At 55.3% G+C, this 17004-nt stretch carries 17 protein-coding genes; 13 read left to right on the top strand and 4 right to left on the bottom strand.

Features of this window, described 5'->3' with window-relative positions; genetic code table 11:
- Positions 1-4: 4 nt before the first annotated feature.
- Both O9K67_RS19410 and O9K67_RS19405 read left to right on the top strand, forming a co-directional pair.
- Positions 5-2686: a DUF2339 domain-containing protein gene (locus O9K67_RS19410; RefSeq protein ID WP_061497251.1), complete on the top strand. Its 2682-nt coding sequence runs from the start codon at positions 5-7 to the stop codon at positions 2684-2686.
- Positions 2683-4059: a DUF3999 domain-containing protein gene (locus O9K67_RS19405; protein WP_061497250.1), complete on the top strand. Its 1377-nt coding sequence runs from the start codon at positions 2683-2685 to the stop codon at positions 4057-4059. Before O9K67_RS19410 ends, O9K67_RS19405 begins: the two co-directional genes overlap by 4 nt.
- Positions 4060-4114: 55 nt before the next feature.
- Here O9K67_RS19405 and O9K67_RS19400 read toward each other — a convergent pair whose 3' ends face one another.
- Positions 4115-4717, bottom strand: coding sequence for a peroxiredoxin C (locus O9K67_RS19400; protein WP_061497248.1), 603 nt, complete (start codon positions 4715-4717; stop codon positions 4115-4117).
- A gap of 167 nt (positions 4718-4884) precedes the next feature.
- Complete coding sequence (gene acpH, locus O9K67_RS19395; RefSeq protein WP_061497245.1) at positions 4885-5466, bottom strand: ACP phosphodiesterase; 582 nt, start codon at positions 5464-5466, stop codon at positions 4885-4887.
- 92 nt (positions 5467-5558) lie between these two features.
- Here acpH and queA point away from each other — a divergent pair, with 92 nt between their 5' ends.
- From queA to O9K67_RS19360, 7 genes are all read left to right on the top strand, one after another.
- Positions 5559-6623, top strand: coding sequence for a tRNA preQ1(34) S-adenosylmethionine ribosyltransferase-isomerase QueA (gene queA, locus O9K67_RS19390; protein WP_061497243.1), 1065 nt, complete (start codon positions 5559-5561; stop codon positions 6621-6623).
- A 268-nt stretch (positions 6624-6891) separates the two neighbouring features.
- Positions 6892-8019, top strand: a complete 1128-nt coding sequence (gene tgt / locus O9K67_RS19385; protein WP_061497241.1) for a tRNA guanosine(34) transglycosylase Tgt — start codon at positions 6892-6894, stop codon at positions 8017-8019.
- Between the two features lie 21 nt (positions 8020-8040).
- Positions 8041-8373: a preprotein translocase subunit YajC gene (gene yajC / locus O9K67_RS19380; RefSeq protein WP_061497239.1), complete on the top strand. Its 333-nt coding sequence runs from the start codon at positions 8041-8043 to the stop codon at positions 8371-8373.
- Positions 8374-8400: 27 nt separating this feature from the next.
- Positions 8401-10248, top strand: a complete 1848-nt coding sequence (secD, locus tag O9K67_RS19375) for a protein translocase subunit SecD (RefSeq protein WP_071890588.1) — start codon at positions 8401-8403, stop codon at positions 10246-10248.
- Between the two features lie 10 nt (positions 10249-10258).
- Positions 10259-11230, top strand: coding sequence for a protein translocase subunit SecF (secF, locus tag O9K67_RS19370; protein WP_061497235.1), 972 nt, complete (start codon positions 10259-10261; stop codon positions 11228-11230).
- A 130-nt stretch (positions 11231-11360) separates the two neighbouring features.
- The gene (locus tag O9K67_RS19365; RefSeq protein ID WP_061497233.1) at positions 11361-11726 is read left to right on the top strand and encodes a VOC family protein; all 366 of its coding nucleotides are present in this window, start codon (positions 11361-11363) and stop codon (positions 11724-11726) included.
- A 52-nt stretch (positions 11727-11778) separates the two neighbouring features.
- Entirely contained in the window at positions 11779-12471 is a 693-nt protein-coding gene (locus tag O9K67_RS19360) for a helix-turn-helix transcriptional regulator (RefSeq protein ID WP_061497231.1), read from the top strand.
- A gap of 81 nt (positions 12472-12552) precedes the next feature.
- Here the strand turns inward: O9K67_RS19360 and O9K67_RS19355 are convergent, their stop codons facing one another.
- The gene (locus tag O9K67_RS19355; RefSeq protein WP_061497229.1) at positions 12553-13434 is read right to left on the bottom strand and encodes a nucleoside-specific channel-forming protein Tsx; all 882 of its coding nucleotides are present in this window, start codon (positions 13432-13434) and stop codon (positions 12553-12555) included.
- A 296-nt stretch (positions 13435-13730) separates the two neighbouring features.
- A complete protein-coding gene (locus tag O9K67_RS19350) occupies positions 13731-14273 on the bottom strand; it encodes a SadB/YajI family lipoprotein (RefSeq protein ID WP_061497227.1) in 543 nt (180 codons plus the stop codon).
- Between the two features lie 153 nt (positions 14274-14426).
- Between O9K67_RS19350 and nrdR the strand changes: the two genes are divergently transcribed.
- The 4 genes from nrdR to nusB all read left to right on the top strand — a co-directional run bounded on the left by nrdR (position 14427) and on the right by nusB (position 16982).
- A complete protein-coding gene (nrdR, locus tag O9K67_RS19345; RefSeq protein WP_054804396.1) occupies positions 14427-14876 on the top strand; it encodes a transcriptional regulator NrdR in 450 nt (149 codons plus the stop codon).
- A gap of 2 nt (positions 14877-14878) precedes the next feature.
- Positions 14879-15982, top strand: coding sequence for a bifunctional diaminohydroxyphosphoribosylaminopyrimidine deaminase/5-amino-6-(5-phosphoribosylamino)uracil reductase RibD (gene ribD / locus O9K67_RS19340; protein WP_061497225.1), 1104 nt, complete (start codon positions 14879-14881; stop codon positions 15980-15982).
- A gap of 89 nt (positions 15983-16071) precedes the next feature.
- Positions 16072-16542, top strand: a complete 471-nt coding sequence (gene ribH / locus O9K67_RS19335) for a 6,7-dimethyl-8-ribityllumazine synthase (protein ID WP_061497223.1) — start codon at positions 16072-16074, stop codon at positions 16540-16542.
- Positions 16543-16562: 20 nt separating this feature from the next.
- Entirely contained in the window at positions 16563-16982 is a 420-nt protein-coding gene (gene nusB / locus O9K67_RS19330; protein WP_061497221.1) for a transcription antitermination factor NusB, read from the top strand.
- Positions 16983-17004 lie beyond the last annotated feature (22 nt).

Here is a 17004-nt window from a genome sequence, read left to right as displayed (position 1 = left end):
ATACATGGATGGTCTTTTATTCTTCGGCGCGGTCGTGCTGTTTTTTGCGCTGGTGGTGGTGCCGATTGTGGCAATCACCGCCTGGCGTCGCAGCGTGGCCACGCAGGATGAACTCACCCGGTTGCGCCAGCGGCTGAGTGTGCTTGAACAGCGGTTGGTCAATGCGCCGGTCAACATTGATCCTGCGCCTGTTGCGGCGCAGCCGTTGCCGGTTAGCGAGGCTGTTGTCATTAGCGAACCTGTTGAGGTTATGCAAACTGGTGAACCGGTGGCGGTGTCGCCCTGGGGCCGTAAAGTGGACGGCCCTGCGGTGGCTAAGATCGAGCCCGTTGCATCACCCGACGTGGTCTCACCTAAAAACGAAACCGCCTCCTGGGGGCTGGTCTCTTCCCTGGTACGCTGGTTTATGCAGGGCAATCCACTGGCCAAACTGGGGATTGTGCTGTTGTTTATCGGCCTCTCTTTTCTGCTGCGTTATACCGTGGAGTATTCGCTTTTCCCGCTGGAGTTGCGCCTTGCCAGCGTCGCGCTGGCGGCGATGGTGCTGCTGGGGCTGGGCTGGCGTTTACGTCATAAACAGACGGTATTTGCCCTGATTTTGCAGGGGGGCGCGGTTGGTGCGCTCTATCTCACCGTGTTTGGCGCATTCCGGCTGTGGCAAATGCTGCCGATGATGCTGGCTTTCGTTCTGCTGTTGGTGATTTGCGCGGCGAGCGTGGGGCTGGCGGTATTGCAAAAAGCACTAAGTCTGGCGCTGTTAGCGAGTCTGGGCGGTTATCTTGCGCCGATCTTGCTCTCGACCGGCGACGGCAGCCACATTGCGCTGTTCTCTTTCTATTTACTGCTTTCGGTTGGCATTCTCGCCATCAGCCTGTGGCAGCACTGGCGTGAGCTGAATTTGCTGGGCATGTTCTTCACCTTCGGCGTTGCCGGTGTGTGGGGAATGCAGCGTTATCGCCCGGAATTTTACCTGAGCTGCCAACTGTTCCTGATGGTCAATATTGTTATTTTCGGCGTGTTAAGCGTGGCGTTATCCCTGCGTGCGCAGCGGCGGGGTGAACGTATTATCGATGGCGTATTGCTGTTTGCGCCGCCGTTGGCGGGCTTCGGTATGCAGTATGCTATCACGCAACACTGGGCCTACGGCCCGGCCTTTAGCGCCCTCGGTTTCGGTCTCTTTTACCTCGCGCTGGCTTCACTGGCACTGAAGCGTTATCCGACAACGGCGAAACCGCTGGTACTGGCAGCGCTGGCGCTGGGCGGCGCGTTTGCCACGCTGGCGATTCCGCTGGCGCTGTCGGCGCGCTGGACATCCATGGCCTGGGCGCTGGAAGGGCTGGGGATCATATGGCTTGGCGTGCAGCAGAACCAGCGACGCATGAGCTACAGCGGTACGGCCTTATTGTTACTGGCGTTGTTCAGTGCGCTGTGGGCTGCGGCGGATGGTCTGCCTGCGCTCTCGGTACTGATGATTTTCGCTGTACTGAGCGGCTGCTGGCTGGCGGGGGCGCTGTTGTGGCGCGGTATACGGCGCGAAGTCAGCTGGTTGTTGCTGGCGGGCGGCATTCTGTTCTGGATCATTGCTCTGGGTGGTGCGGCGAAACGGATGCTGGTTGCCGATGCGCATGCCGCGTTTGTGGTGTTGGCGCTGTTGTCTGCATCCGTCTGGCTGTGGCGAGCGGCGCAACAGCGTTTGCGCTGGTCAGAGCTGGGCTATGCCCGCTGGTTGCTGTGGCCCGCGATGGTGATGGCGCTGCTGTATCAGATTACCGTGCAGGGGCATATTCTGGCGGGCGGATGGCAAAACCTGGCCTGGTGCGTTGCGCTGCCTTCGGCGCTCATTCTGCTGTACCGGGATAGCGAAATGGTGCCTGTGCGTTTGTCGCAAGGGCTGCATATTTCGCTGTTCTGGCTGTTGCTGCTGGCAGCGGGCAGCGAGCTGTGGTGGTTTGTCGGATCGCTTGGCTGGGGCTTTGAACCCTGGCGTGCCGGTTTGCCGATGGCGGCGGGCGGTATCGTGATTGTGCTGGTGATGGCGGCGATCCGAAGAGAGAGGTGGCCGGTGCGCGTCTGGCCTGCATTGTATGGCGCGTTGGCGCTGTTACCACTGATCCCGCTGCTGTTAGGGTACTTGCTTTATGCCAACCTTGGGGACGGCGTGGTACGGGAACTGGCGTACCTGCCACTTATCAACCCATTGGAAGAGGGCGCCGCTTTTGCGTTGCTGGGGTTGTGGATCTATAGCCGCTTTGCTGAAACACATTATTCAGCGTGGGTGCCACAGGTATGGCGAGCACGCCCGTGGGCGATTGCGGCGCTGGCTTTCTGGTGGCTTAATGGCGCCTTATTGCGCGCGCTGGCCTGCTACGGAAACGTGACGTGGGATGCAGGCAGTTTGTGGCAGTCTCGCTTGATCCAGACCTGTTTCGCCCTGTTCTGGATGTTGATTGCGCTGGTGGTGATGATCCACGCTACGCGTCATTCCAGCCGTCGGCAGTGGTTGTGCGGCGGCGTTTTGCTCGGTGTCGTGCTGCTCAAACTGATGCTGGTGGACAGCGCTGGTGGCGGTGGACTGGCACGGGCGATTGCCTTTATTGGCGTAGCCGTGCTGGTGTTGATTGTCGGTTATTTTTCGCCGCTGCCGCCAAAAGCAGCAACGGAGCAGGAAAAGGGAGAAAAACAATGAGAGGGGTATTCGCATTACTGGCGGTGGCGTTAATGGGGTGCACATTGCCCGCGTTAAGCGGCGAAGAGATCCCCGAAGCGCCGCAAGATTATGCCTGGGGCGCGGCACTCGATCTGCCGGAGACCGCATCCTGGTACCGCGTCGACCTGCCTTTGGATGTCTATGCCCAAAGCACATGGCCGGATCTGCGCGATGTGCGGATCTTTAATCATGATGGCGAACGGGTGCCGTTTACGCTGGAAACGCAGCAAACAGCCGCGGCTGAGCCAGCGCCGATCCCGCTACGGCTTTTCCCGCTGGATGCCTCTCCGGTAGAAACGGAGAACGAAGGGCAAAGCGTGGTACGTCTGCGGTCTGCCAGCGGGATTGATATCCGCATTGAAGGGGAGACGGCGAAACGCCTCGGCCAGAGCTATTTGCTGGCGTTGCCGGAAAATCTGCCGCAGAGCTTTACACTGGCACAGTTGAAGCTGGTATGGGATGCGCCGGTAAAAAACTGGCAGGGCAAGGTGTCGCTGTTTTATAGCAGCGATATGCGTGACTGGGATCTGCTGCAACAGGATTCGCCGGTCATGGAACTGACCAGCGGTGCGGATCGGTTGAAACTGGATCAGATTACCGTCAATCAAACGTTCTCGGCCGACGGTGTACGTTATCTGCTGATGGTGTTTGACACGCCGAAGTTGCCGGTCACGATAACGCACGCCAGCGCGACGCTGGGGAGCGAGCCGACGCCGTTAGAGCAGGTACAAATGGCCGCCGAGGGGCAGCGTATTTCCGCCAGCGAAGCGCACTATCAATGGGCGCAGCCACAGCCACTGAGTGCGCTGTCTGTGACGCTTGTAGACGACGGCGTGTTACCCGTTGAAATCAGCTGGCGCAGTGCAGTGAACGCGCCCTGGCGCAGCCTCACTAAAACGGTGCTGTGGCAGCTTAACGGGCAATCCTCCGTCCCTGTGCCCATGCCGGATGAACCGGTGCAGGCGGTGCGGATTGTGACGCTGGATGCCCGCTTACCGGCATCATTGCCGCAGGTGAACGGTAGCCGCGATCGGCAAACGGTACTGTTTAATGCGCAGGGCAAAGGGCCGTTTATGCTGACATGGGGCAACAAGGCCGCGCAGCCCGCAGCGGTAACGCTGGATGCGTTGATCCCACTGGCGTTGCGTAAACAAATCGATGTAGAGGCAATACCGCAAGCGCAGCCTCAGACGCGCGCGACGCTGGGTGGCGAGGCGCGGCTGACAGCGACATCACCTGCGGAGCGGCAGGCAATGTGGAAAACACTGCTGGTATGGGGTGTGCTTGTACTGGGGGTGGCAGCGCTGGCGTGGATGGCGCTGCGCATCTGGCGGGAAGCGAAACCGCGTTAGTTTTCGTGCAACAAAAAAGGCCCGCGATGCGGGCCTTTTAGCAAAACGTTGCCGGTTACAGGCTGGAGACGTTTTCGCTCAGGTATTTCGCGACGCCGTCCGGAGAGGCGTTCATTCCCTCTTTGCCTTTTTCCCACTGAGCCGGGCACACTTCGCCGTGCTCTTCGTGGAATTGCAGCGCATCAACCATACGCAGCATTTCATCAATGTTACGTCCCAGCGGCAGGTCGTTTACCACCTGGTGACGCACGATGCCGTCTTTGTCGATCAGGAAGGAGCCGCGCAGGGCAACGCCGGCGTCCGGATGTTCAATACCGTAGGCTTTCTGGATTTCACGTTTGATGTCAGCAACCATTGCGTATTTCACCGCGCCGATACCGCCTTTTTCCACCGGCGTGTTACGCCATGCGTTGTGAACAAACTCGGAATCGAAAGAGACACCAACCACTTCTACGCCACGGCTTTGGAATTCGGCATAGCGTTTGTCGAAGGCGATCAGTTCTGACGGGCAAACGAACGTGAAGTCCATCGGCCAGAAGAACAGAACGGTGGCTTTACCGTGGGTGTGCTGTTTGAAATTGAAGTTTTCAACGATTTCACCGTTGCCCAGTACGGCGGCAGCAGTAAAGTCCGGGGCCTGACGAGTCACCAGTACCATAAGTACTCCTTTGATTTACAAGGTTAATAGAACGCAACGCGGGGGATTATAGGGAGAGGTGACGGCCTGCTCAAAGCGCCACTGCCAATCGCTGAGATAGGTATTGGCTATTGAACGGTTCTTTTTTATCGTTATAAAGATAATGGCTATGGGCAAAAGCGCAAGCGTTATAACGACCGGGCGTTCGCCTGGGCGATCATCCTGGGGTAGAAATCCCAAAATAAACGCTCCAGCAGCGCGTAATTGGCGTCCAGATCCTGCCAGGAATCGCGCAGTGCTTCAAGGCGTGGACGGCGGTTGGCCATGCCGTTGAGTACGTTCTGAATAAAGTGCATGTCACGGTAGCGTTCCATCCAGCGTTCTGACCACAGGTAATTGTTCAGATTGACGAAACGCGGCGGGGAGTCGGGCAGGATGGTGGCCACTTGCGCGTGGGCGTAACGGATAAACGCATCCAGCGGCAAATCAGGCGATACCTGTGCCCAATGGCGTGACAGGAAGTGATCCCACATCACATCGAGTGTGATAGGCGCGACCCGGCGCGTTTGCGGGCGGAAAGCTTCACGGGCAATTTTCACCTCCGGTAGATTGTCGGTCATCACATCGATACGGCGGTGCAGATGAATACCGTCGACGATCGCTTGCGGGTAGAGATTCTCCGGATTGCCGCGCACAAAATCCGCCAGCAGGTTGCCGGGAAGGGAGCTGTCAGCCAGATGGGCAAGGTGCAGGTGTGCTAAAAAATTCATCTCTATTGTTTATCCAAAAGCGGCTAACGGTTGCAGCGAAAGGGCGTGCGCACTAGACTACCCGCCTCTTAAATATGTATCGAGTTAGTGTCATGCGCGTTGCCGATTTTTCCTTTGAACTACCTGAATCCCTGATTGCCCATTACCCGCAGCCCGAGCGCAGCAGTTGCCGCTTATTGTCGCTGGATGGCCCAACAGGCGCGCTGACGCATGGTACTTTCACCGATTTACTCGATAAGCTCAACCCCGGCGATCTGTTGGTGTTCAATAACACCCGCGTTATTCCGGCGCGTCTGTTTGGCCGCAAAGCCAGCGGTGGCAAGATTGAAGTGCTGGTCGAGCGCATGCTCGATGATAAACGTATTCTGGCACATATCCGCGCGTCTAAAGCACCGAAACCCGGAACAGAACTGTTGCTGGGCGATGGGGAAGATATTCCGGCAACCATGGTGGCGCGCCACGACGCGTTATTCGAGGTGGCATTCCATGACGAACGACCGGTGCTGGATATTCTCAACGCCATCGGCCATATGCCACTGCCACCGTATATCGACAGACCCGATGAGGACGCCGATCGCGAACTCTACCAGACCGTTTACAGCCAGAAACCCGGTGCGGTAGCTGCACCGACAGCGGGTCTGCATTTTGATGAACCTTTGCTGGCGCGTCTGCGTGAGAAGGGCATTGAAATGGCCTTTGTCACCCTGCATGTCGGGGCCGGGACGTTCCAGCCTGTGCGTGTTGACAGCATTGAAGATCACATCATGCATTCTGAGTACGCTGAAGTGCCGCAAGAGGTTGTGGACGCGGTGCTGGCGGCAAAATCCCGGGGTAACCGTGTGGTGGCGGTCGGTACTACCTCCGTGCGCTCGCTGGAAAGTGCCGCGCAGGCGGCGAAGGATGCGTTGATTGCCCCGTTCTTCGGCGATACGCAGATCTTTATCTATCCGGGGTATCAGTACCAGGTGATTGATGCGCTGGTCACCAACTTCCATTTGCCTGAATCGACGCTGATTATGCTGGTTTCCGCTTTCGCCGGTTATCAACACACCATGAATGCGTACCGCGCCGCAGTTGCGGAGAAATATCGCTTTTTTAGTTACGGTGATGCGATGTTTATCACGTACAATCCGCAAGCTCTTTTAGAGCGTCCTTAACAAGGCTATTTTACTTGCCATTTTGCACCTGGGCAGTGCTCGCACAAAATGTCATGACATTTTGAACGCCGCTTGCGGCGGCTCTTGGGGGCGAGCGAAGGGAGTAATCCTCACGTACTGCGTGTACGCTCCGGTTGCTGCGCGCTGTCCGCGTCCAGATTGGTAGTGCCAATAACGCCTTGCGTGCGGATTGGTCAATTCGACGTTGTGGAGTGATTCCGCAACAGGTTAGTTATCATCAGACTGTTTCTCTGATGTTGGAGAAGAAATGAAATTTGAACTCGATACTACCGACGGGCGCGCGCGCCGCGGCCGCCTGGTGTTTGAGCGTGGCGTTGTGGAAACGCCGGCATTTATGCCCGTGGGCACGTACGGCACCGTAAAAGGGATGACGCCGGAAGAAGTGGAAGCGACCGGTGCGCAGATTATTCTGGGCAACACCTTCCATTTGTGGCTGCGTCCGGGCCAGGAAATTATGAAGCTGCACGGCGATCTGCATGATTTTATGCAGTGGAAAGGGCCGATTCTCACCGATTCCGGCGGCTTCCAGGTTTTTAGCCTTGGCGATATCCGTAAGATTACCGAAGCGGGCGTTCATTTCCGTAACCCGATCAATGGCGATCCGATTTTCCTCGATCCGGAAAAATCGATGGAGATTCAATACGATCTCGGTTCCGATATTGTAATGATTTTCGACGAATGCACGCCTTACCCGGCAGATTGGGACTATGCAAAGCGCTCCATGGAGATGTCTCTGCGTTGGGCGAAGCGCAGCCGTGAGCGTTTTGATGGCCTGGGAAATAAAAATGCGCTGTTTGGCATTATTCAGGGCAGTGTTTACGAAGATTTACGCGATATCTCAGTCAAAGGTCTGGTAGAGATTGGCTTTGATGGCTACGCTGTCGGCGGTTTGGCTGTTGGCGAGCCGAAAGAAGATATGCACCGCATTCTGGAGCACGTCTGCCCGCAGATCCCGGCTGACAAACCACGATACCTGATGGGGGTGGGGAAACCGGAAGATCTGGTTGAAGGCGTGCGTCGCGGTATTGATATGTTTGACTGCGTTATGCCGACGCGTAACGCCCGTAATGGCCATCTGTTTGTGACCAATGGCGTGGTGAAAATCCGTAACGCGAAATATAAAAGCGATACCGGCCCGCTCGATCCCGAGTGTGATTGCTATACATGTCGCAATTATTCGCTCGCCTACTTGCATCATCTTGATCGTTGCAACGAAATATTGGGCGCGCGTCTCAATACCATTCATAACTTGCGGTTCTATCAGCGCTTAATGGCTGGTTTACGCAAGGCTATTGAAGAGGGTAAATTAGAGAGCTTCGTAGCGGATTTTTACCAACGTCAGGGTCGACCGGTTCCACCTTTGAACGTTGATTAATTTAATAATGAGGGAATTTGAATGAGCTTTTTTATTTCTGATGCGGTAGCCGCAGCAGGCGCGCCGGGACAGAGCAGCCCGATGTCTCTGATCCTGATGCTGGTTGTGTTCGGTCTGATTTTTTACTTCATGATCCTCCGCCCGCAGCAAAAACGCACCAAAGAGCATAAAAAGCTGATGGACTCCATCGCGAAGGGTGATGAAGTACTGACCAACGGTGGTCTGGTGGGGCGCGTAACCAAAGTAGCGGAAACCGGCTACATTGCTATTGCGCTGAACGACACCACTGAAGTGGTCATCAAACGTGACTTCGTAGCTGCCGTTCTGCCGAAAGGCACCATGAAGGCGCTGTAATCTATCGTTTTCCCAAAGGGAACTGCCGTGTTAAACCGTTATCCTTTGTGGAAGTACATCATGCTGGTCGTCGTGATTATCGTCGGCCTGCTTTACGCACTTCCCAACCTGTATGGTGAGGATCCGGCTGTTCAGATCACTGGCGCGCGCGGCGTCGCCGCCAGTGAGCAAACGCTGATCCAGGTCCAGAACGATCTACAAAAAGAAAAAATTAACGCGAAGTCTGTGGCACTGGAAGAGGGCGCTATTCTTGCTCGCTTCGATTCTACCGATACGCAACTCCGCGCCCGCGAAGTACTGGTCAGTGCGTTAGGCGACCAATACGTTGTGGCGCTTAACCTTGCGCCGGCAACGCCGCGCTGGCTGACCTACATTAAAGCCGAACCGATGAAACTCGGCCTCGACTTGCGTGGCGGCGTGCACTTCCTGATGGAAGTCGACATGCAAACAGCGCTTGGCAAACTGCAGGAACAGAATATCGACAGCCTGCGCAGCGATCTGCGTGATAAAGGCATTCCTTACACCACCGTGCGTAAGGAAGATAACTATGGCCTGAGCATTCAATTCCGCGACAGTGCAGCGCGCGATCAGGCAAATGCTTATCTGACAAACCGTCACCGCGATCTGGTGATCTCTAACCAGGGCGACACCAGCCTGCGCGCGGTGATGAGCGATGCGCGTCTGAGTGAAGCGCGCGAATATGCGGTTCAGCAGAACATCAATATCCTGCGTAACCGTGTTAACCAGCTCGGCGTTGCCGAACCGCTGGTGCAGCGCCAGGGGGCTGACCGTATTGTGGTTGAGCTGCCAGGTATTCAGGATACAGCGCGTGCTAAAGAGATTCTTGGCGCGACCGCAACGCTGGAATTCCGTCTGGTTAACAGCAGTGTGGATGCTTCCGCAGCCGCCGCTGGCCGTGTACCGGGTGATTCTGAAGTCAAACAGACGCGTGAAGGTCAGCCGGTTGTCCTGTACAAACGCGTGATCCTGACGGGTGACCATATCACCGATTCGACCTCAAGCCAGGATGAGTACAACCAGCCGCAGGTCAACATTTCGCTGGATAGCGCAGGCGGCAATATCATGTCTAACTTCACCAAGGACAACATCGGCAAGCCGATGGCGACCCTGTTTGTGGAGTACAAAGACAGCGGTAAAAAAGATGCTAATGGCCGTGCGGTGCTGGTGAAACAGGAAGAGGTGATTAACATCGCCAATATCCAGTCTCGTCTCGGCAACAGCTTCCGTATTACGGGGATTAACAATCCGAACGAAGCACGTCAGCTGTCGCTGTTGTTGCGTGCTGGTGCGCTGATTGCGCCGATTCAGATTGTTGAAGAGCGCACCATTGGTCCAACGCTGGGTTCACAGAACATTACTCAGGGTCTGGAAGCCTGCCTGGCGGGTCTGGTGGTCTCCATCATCTTTATGATCTTCTTCTATAAGAAGTTTGGTCTTATCGCGACCTCTGCGCTGGTGGCTAACCTGGTGTTGATTGTCGGTATTATGTCCTTGTTGCCTGGCGCAACGCTGACCATGCCGGGGATTGCGGGGATCGTGCTGACGCTTGCGGTGGCGGTGGACGCCAACGTACTGATAAACGAACGTATTAAGGAAGAGCTGAGCAACGGTCGTTCGATCCAGCAGGCTATCCACGAAGGTTATCAGGGCGCATTTTCGTCTATTTTCGATGCGAACATCACCACGTTGATCAAAGTGCTTATTCTTTACGCGGTAGGTACGGGTTCAATTAAAGGGTTTGCGATCACTACCGGTATCGGTGTGGCGACCTCAATGTTCACCGCCATTGTCGGCACACGTGCCATCGTCAACCTGTTGTACGGCGGCAAACGCATTAACAAGCTGTCTATCTGAGGAGTGCGTTGTGGCACAGGATTATACTGTTGAACAATTGAACCACGGCCGTAAAGTCTGGGACTTTATGCGCTGGGACTACTGGGCTTTTATGATTTCCGGCGGGCTGCTGATCCTGTCCATCGTGGTGATGGGCGTTCGCGGCTTTAACTGGGGCCTGGATTTTACCGGTGGTACGGTTATCGAAATTTCGCTGGAGAAACCAGCGGATATGGATCTGATGCGCGATGCGCTGGAGAAAGCGGGCTTCAAAGAGCCGCTGCTGCAGAACTTCGGCAGCAGCCGCGACATTATGGTGCGTATGCCGCCTGCACAGGGTGAAAGCGGCGGACAGGTGCTGGGCAGCAAGGTTGTGAGCGTCATTAATGAAGCTACCAGCCAGAATGCCGCAGTGAAGCGCATTGAATTTGTCGGCCCGAGCGTGGGGGCGGATCTGGCGCAAACGGGCGGCATGGCGCTGCTGGTCGCGTTGATCAGTATTCTGGTGTATGTCGGTTTCCGCTTTGAATGGCGTCTGGCGGCGGGTGTGGTTATCGCGCTGGCGCACGACGTGATCATCACCATGGGCGTGCTGTCGCTGTTTCATATTGAGATTGACCTGACCATTGTGGCATCGCTGATGTCGGTGATCGGTTACTCTCTTAACGACAGTATCGTGGTATCTGACCGTATCCGTGAGAACTTCCGTAAGATCCGTCGCGGTACACCGTATGAGATCTTTAACATCTCGCTGACGCAGACCCTGCATCGTACTTTGATCACATCCGGTACGACGTTGGTGGTGATCCTGATGCTGTATCTCTTCGGGGGCGCAATGCTTAAAGGCTTCTCGCTGACTATGTTGATCGGTGTCTCCATCGGTACAGCTTCTTCCATTTACGTCGCCTCCGCACTGGCGTTGAAAATGGGTATGAAGCGCGAGCATTTGCTGCAGCAGAAAGTTGAGAAAGAAGGGGCGGATCAGCCGTCCATTCTGCCGTAAGCATTTGTTTATTGATAAAAACCGCAGCTCAGTCTGCGGTTTTTTTTCGCCAGGCGATCGCTCCTGACAGTATGCTGTCAGGAGGGGGACGGCAAACTCTCCTTGCTGACTAAACAGAAAGGAGATGAACATGAACACATTAATTAACTGGTTTGAACTGCCGGTACAGCAACTCGATCGCGCTGTGGCGTTTTATCAACATGTATTGGGCGGCGAATTTCGTCGTGAGACGGTAACAGGCATTGAGATGGCGGTATTCCCGCATATCAAACCTGCCACGGGGGGCGCGCTGGTAAAAGGCCCGATGTTCCAGCCAGCGAATGGTGGCGCAGTGGTTTACCTCGCGACGGAAGATATTAACGCCGCACTTGAACGCGTGCGTGAGAAACAAGGGGAATGCTGCTTTGGCCCACAGGTATTACCGGACAATATTGGTACCATTGCGCTGATTATCGACAGTGAAGGTAATCGGGTAGGTTTGCACCAGCCTGCATAATATACTTTGAGCCTGCGCATCCCGCGCAGGCTGATTTTCCCGGAAAACGACCATGAGCCGCCGTGCCGATCGTCTGTTTCAGATAGTACAAGTCCTGAGAACCCGCCGACGCGTTACGGCCGCCTTGCTGGCCGAGCGACTGGAGGTTTCTGAACGCACCATCTATCGCGATATCCGCGATTTATCACTGTCGGGCGTGCCGGTTCAGGGCGAAGCCGGAAGTGGGTATCGCCTGATGCCCGGTTTCGATCTCCCGCCATTGATGTTTACCAGCATGGAAGTGGAGGCACTGATCGCCGCGATTGGGATGCTGCAAACCTGGAGCGGTGATGTGCTGGCGCAGGCTGCCGGTTCCGCGCAGGAGAAACTGCTGGCGGTGTTGCCGTACGATAAACGCATCGCGGCTGAACGTAACCGCATTATTTCACCGAATTTTGACAGATTTCCGCAGGTTCGCGTCTGGTTTGATGTGATTCACCAAGCAATGCGCCTGCATCAGGAACTCTATCTGCACTACCAGGACGAGAAGGGTGACGTTTCCGAACGGGTGATCCATCCGCTGGGATTATCCTTTATGGGGGCGACGTGGGTACTGGTGGCGTGGTGTGAACTGCGTGATGCTTACCGTTGTTTTCGCCTGGATCGTTGCCAGGGCGTGACCTTTACCGGGAAAGCATTTGCCGAGCGGCCTGATCGCTCAATGCAAGAGTTTATCCGCTTGCAGAAAGAAGCCTACGCGAAATAAAAAAGCCGACCTTGCGATCGGCTTTTCGGGCTGGATGCGCTGGCCGTGGCTGAACGCCACCCGGCAAGCGTCATCACGGGATCAGAAGTTGTAACCCACCACCAGGTAACCACCCCAACCGGTAGAACGCGCGCTAAAGTCGCCTGCGCCCCAATTCAGTGTGGCATCATCTTTGAACTGACCGCCATTGTGCCAGTAACGCGCAACAACAGAGTAATGCCAGTGGTCGTAGCCCAGGGAGAGGATATGACTGGATGCGATGGAGTTGTTGGTACGCTGCTGCTCACCGTTAACATAGTAACGGCTGTCGCCCAGGTCTGAACCCCAGTCAAAGTTGGTAAAGCCGATGTAGCTCAACTGGCCGCCCCACAGCGTGGTGATCGGGACAAAGTATTTCACTTTGAAACGGTAGCCATCCCACTCGTTCTCGTTCGTGGCACCGTAGTTCTGCCACTGGTATTTCGCATACACGTTCAGAGACAGGCTCATCGGCAGACCGGTGTCGATGTCGGTACCCAGACCCATGTACCAGGTGCTCTGGCGACCCGATGCGTTGCGGCCCATGTCGTAGATGTAGTTATTGGCGATGTACCACTCTTTGAACGGGCCAAAGCTCAGGTCAGTGCCGGTCAGTTTATCAATGGAGAAACGCGGTTCGATTTCCATAAACAGCGGAGAGCCGTGGTTCCAGATCCCCTTCGCACCGGTGTTACCCCCGAAGAATACCGGCGCATCCATATAGCCGTAGAAATCAAACCAATCTTTCTTGGCGAACGCTTCATATTCCAGGTAGGTATCGTTACGCGGGACAGGTCCGAAACGGGTGTGATAACTCCCCACCACGTTTACGCTCTGGTGCCACCAGTCGGAAAGATATTCAGGTTTGCTGTTATCCGCTGCGTTAGCAGTGAAAGAAGCGGAAAGCGTCAGAGCAGCACTGGCTGCGAGGATTATTTTTTTCATCATTTCGCCACTGATTGAGATCCCAGACGGGAGTGAAAGAAAGCACGCATTGAGTTTCTAAATGTTTCATATTTCTGGACGCCTATTATAAGTATCCGCGCTCACAAAAATATGTGTTGTTTCACATTACTGACACATACGTAATCGATTGCGTTCACGTTTGCGTGTAATAAACGAGGGCGATTGTACTGGCATTTATCAATATTGCAAATTCGTGAATGTGATGACGGGAGGAAAGAAAAGAAGATAAAGCGTGACAAAAAGCAAGTAGGGGCGACAACGTCACCCCTGACGACTTACTGCAAATTGGCGGGCTGAATGTCGTGAATGCGCACAAAGCCTAACTGATCCGGCGTAATGCCGTTGAGTTGCAGCGGAATGTCCACATCGCTTGGCGCAAGCGTGCTGGCAGGCGCATTAATCAGCTGATTCTGCACATTCACTTCCTGATAGTTTTCGGTTGTCCCCTGAATCTGTCCCCACTCAACGGTACCACTGAAGGCGGGAAGTGGATCGTTGGACTCGCCCTGAATACGCAGCACGATGCGGGTGCCGCCAGCGTTTGGCGCAATGTTTTGCAATGACATGCGCAACATACCAATCTGGCTGTTCAGGCGAGCCGGGGTGTTCGCACCCGGTAACAAATACACGCCGCTGCCGGATTTGGCATTCAGGGTATTTTGCTGGGTGATTTTGACCGTTTCTTTATTCAGTTTGCTCATTTCGTTGTTCAGTGTGCTGACGCTCTGATGCAACTGTCGGACTTCGCTTTGCTGGGCGCAGGCACTGAGGGCAAAAAGGCTTCCCAGTAAGAGTGTTCTTAGGTAACGTCTTGTCATTGTGTCTGTTTCCTTGAAAATGAGGATCGCTGTAATGGTAGACAGCAACGCTGTGGTTGCCATCGATCCATTGTCTCAAAAACGGTCTGCCTTTGTAGTCATGCCAGTTCGGGGTAAAATAGATTTCAGTTAACTCTAACGTCAGGACACTGTATGCATTGCCCATTCTGTTTCGCCGTGGATACCAAAGTAATTGATTCTCGTCTGGTGGGTGAAGGTTCTTCTGTTCGCCGCCGCCGGCAGTGTCTGGTCTGCAACGAGCGTTTCACCACCTTCGAAGTGGCGGAACTCGTGATGCCGCGGGTGGTAAAGAGCAATGATGTGCGTGAGCCGTTCAATGAAGACAAACTGCGCAGCGGTATGTTAAAAGCGCTGGAAAAACGTCCGGTAAGCGCGGATGACGTGGAAATGGCGCTGAACCACATTAAATCGCAACTTCGCGCAACAGGCGAACGCGAAGTGCCGAGTAAAATGATCGGTAATCTGGTGATGGAGCAGCTTAAAAAGCTCGATAAAGTGGCTTATGTTCGCTTTGCTTCCGTCTACCGCAGCTTTGAAGATATTCGCGAGTTTGGCGAAGAGATCGCTCGTCTACAGGACTAAGCATGCAGGACGAAATGTATATGGCCCGCGCGCTGAAACTGGCGCAGCGCGGTCGTTTTACCACCCATCCGAATCCGCGCGTCGGCTGCGTGATTGTGAACGATGGCGAGATCGTTGGTGAAGGTTTTCACTATCGCGCAGGTGAACCCCATGCCGAAGTGCATGCACTGCGTATGGCAGGCGATCGCGCCCGCGGCGCAACGGCGTATGTCACGCTGGAGCCGTGCAGTCACCATGGCCGTACGCCGCCGTGCTGCGAAGCGCTGATTGCCGCAGGCGTTGCTCGCGTTGTCGCGGCGATGCAGGATCCCAACCCGCAGGTTGCCGGTCGCGGCTTGTACCGCCTGCAACAGGAAGGCATCGAGGTCAGCCACGGGCTGATGATGAGCGAAGCAGAAGCGCTGAATAAGGGCTTCCTCAAACGCATGCGTACCGGGTTCCCTTATGTGCAGCTCAAGCTGGGGGCGTCGCTGGACGGCCGCACCGCGATGGCGAATGGCGAAAGTCAGTGGATCACCTCGGCGCAGGCACGTCGCGATGTACAGTTATTGCGTGCGCAAAGCCATGCCATTCTGACCAGCAGTGCAACCGTGCTGGCAGACGATCCCGCGCTGACCGTACGCTGGGCGGAGTTAAACGCCGACACGCAAGCGTTGTATGCACAGGAAAATCTGCGTCAGCCAGTGCGTATTGTTGTCGACAGCCAGAACAGGGTCACACCGCAGCACCGCATTAGCCAGCAGGCAGGAGAAACCTGGTTTGCCCGGACGAAAGCAGATGATCGCACCTGGCCGCAAAGTGTGCGGGAGATCATCGTACCGGAGCATAACGGCCACGTGGATCTGGTTATGCTGATGATGTTGCTGGGAAAACAGCAAATTAACAGCGTGTGGGTGGAAGCCGGTGCGAATCTTGCTGGCGCGTTGTTGCAGGCCGGGCTGGTGGATGAACTGATTATTTACCTCGCGCCTACACTACTTGGCAGCGACGCGCGCGGGTTATGCGTATTGCCGGGACTGTCGGCGCTGGTCGATGCGCCACACTTTAAATTCAATGAGATACGTCAGGTTGGCCCGGATGTCTGCCTGCATCTTACCCACGCGTGATGCCTGCTGTAAAAGGGAAGCAGCGCGTAAAATATTATGATAAAATCCGCCCCCCTGCGGGGTCCGAACTGAACCTGTGAAGGATATGTATGAACATTATTGAAGCCAACGTCGCTGCTCCTGACGCTCACGTCGCTATCACCATCGCGCGTTTCAACAACTTCATCAACGACAGCCTGCTGGAAGGCGCGGTTGATGCGCTGAAACGCATCGGTCAGGTGAAAGACGCCAATATCACCGTCGTGTGGGTGCCAGGCGCCTACGAACTGCCGCTGGCGGCAGGTGCGCTGGCGAAAACCGGCAAATACGATGCGGTGATCGCGCTTGGCACAGTGATCCGCGGCGGCACTGCGCACTTCGAATATGTTGCTGGTGGCGCAAGCAGTGGCCTGGCGCATGTTGCACAGGATAGCGAAATTCCTGTCGCGTTTGGCGTGCTGACCACTGAAAGTATTGAACAAGCCATCGAACGCGCTGGCACTAAAGCCGGTAATAAAGGCGCAGAAGCTGCGCTGACCGCGCTTGAAATGATTAATGTATTGAAAGCCATTAAGGCCTGATTTTTTGTAAGGGGAATTCCGTGAAACCTGCTGCTCGTCGCCGCGCCCGTGAGTGTGCCGTCCAGGCGCTTTACTCCTGGCAGTTGTCCCAGAACGACATCGCTGATGTTGAATACCAGTTCCTGGCGGAGCAAGACGTTAAAGATGTTGACGTCCTGTACTTCCGTGAACTGCTGAGCGGGGTGGCGACCAATAGCGCATATCTCGATGGCTTAATGAAGCCGTACCTGTCCCGCATGCTGGAAGAGCTGGGCCAGGTCGAGAAAGCGGTATTGCGTATCGCACTGTTCGAACTGTCTAAACGTGATGATGTGCCGTATAAAGTGGCCATCAACGAAGCTATCGAACTGGCAAAAACCTTTGGCGCTGAAGACAGCCACAAGTTTGTTAACGGCGTGCTGGATAAAGCCGCTCCTGCGATCCGTCCCCACAAAAAGTGATCCGTAAGCCGGTGATAAGCGT

The sequence above is a fragment of the Kosakonia oryzendophytica genome (genome assembly GCF_027886705.1).
Lineage (GTDB): Bacteria > Pseudomonadota > Gammaproteobacteria > Enterobacterales > Enterobacteriaceae > Kosakonia > Kosakonia oryzendophytica.
This window is presented reverse-complemented; position numbering and strand designations above follow the sequence as displayed.

Coding starts and splice junctions, on each gene's coding strand:
- O9K67_RS19410 (WP_061497251.1), top strand. CDS start 5: ATGGATGGTCTTTTATTCTTCGGCGCGGTCGTGCTGTTTTTTGCGCTG.
- O9K67_RS19405 (WP_061497250.1), top strand. CDS start 2,683: ATGAGAGGGGTATTCGCATTACTGGCGGTGGCGTTAATGGGGTGCACA.
- O9K67_RS19400 (WP_061497248.1), bottom strand. CDS start 4,717: ATGGTACTGGTGACTCGTCAGGCCCCGGACTTTACTGCTGCCGCCGTA.
- acpH (WP_061497245.1), bottom strand. CDS start 5,466: ATGAATTTTTTAGCACACCTGCACCTTGCCCATCTGGCTGACAGCTCC.
- queA (WP_061497243.1), top strand. CDS start 5,559: ATGCGCGTTGCCGATTTTTCCTTTGAACTACCTGAATCCCTGATTGCC.
- tgt (WP_061497241.1), top strand. CDS start 6,892: ATGAAATTTGAACTCGATACTACCGACGGGCGCGCGCGCCGCGGCCGC.
- yajC (WP_061497239.1), top strand. CDS start 8,041: ATGAGCTTTTTTATTTCTGATGCGGTAGCCGCAGCAGGCGCGCCGGGA.
- O9K67_RS19365 (WP_061497233.1), top strand. CDS start 11,361: ATGAACACATTAATTAACTGGTTTGAACTGCCGGTACAGCAACTCGAT.
- O9K67_RS19360 (WP_061497231.1), top strand. CDS start 11,779: ATGAGCCGCCGTGCCGATCGTCTGTTTCAGATAGTACAAGTCCTGAGA.
- O9K67_RS19355 (WP_061497229.1), bottom strand. CDS start 13,434: ATGAAAAAAATAATCCTCGCAGCCAGTGCTGCTCTGACGCTTTCCGCT.
- O9K67_RS19350 (WP_061497227.1), bottom strand. CDS start 14,273: ATGACAAGACGTTACCTAAGAACACTCTTACTGGGAAGCCTTTTTGCC.
- nrdR (WP_054804396.1), top strand. CDS start 14,427: ATGCATTGCCCATTCTGTTTCGCCGTGGATACCAAAGTAATTGATTCT.
- ribD (WP_061497225.1), top strand. CDS start 14,879: ATGCAGGACGAAATGTATATGGCCCGCGCGCTGAAACTGGCGCAGCGC.
- ribH (WP_061497223.1), top strand. CDS start 16,072: ATGAACATTATTGAAGCCAACGTCGCTGCTCCTGACGCTCACGTCGCT.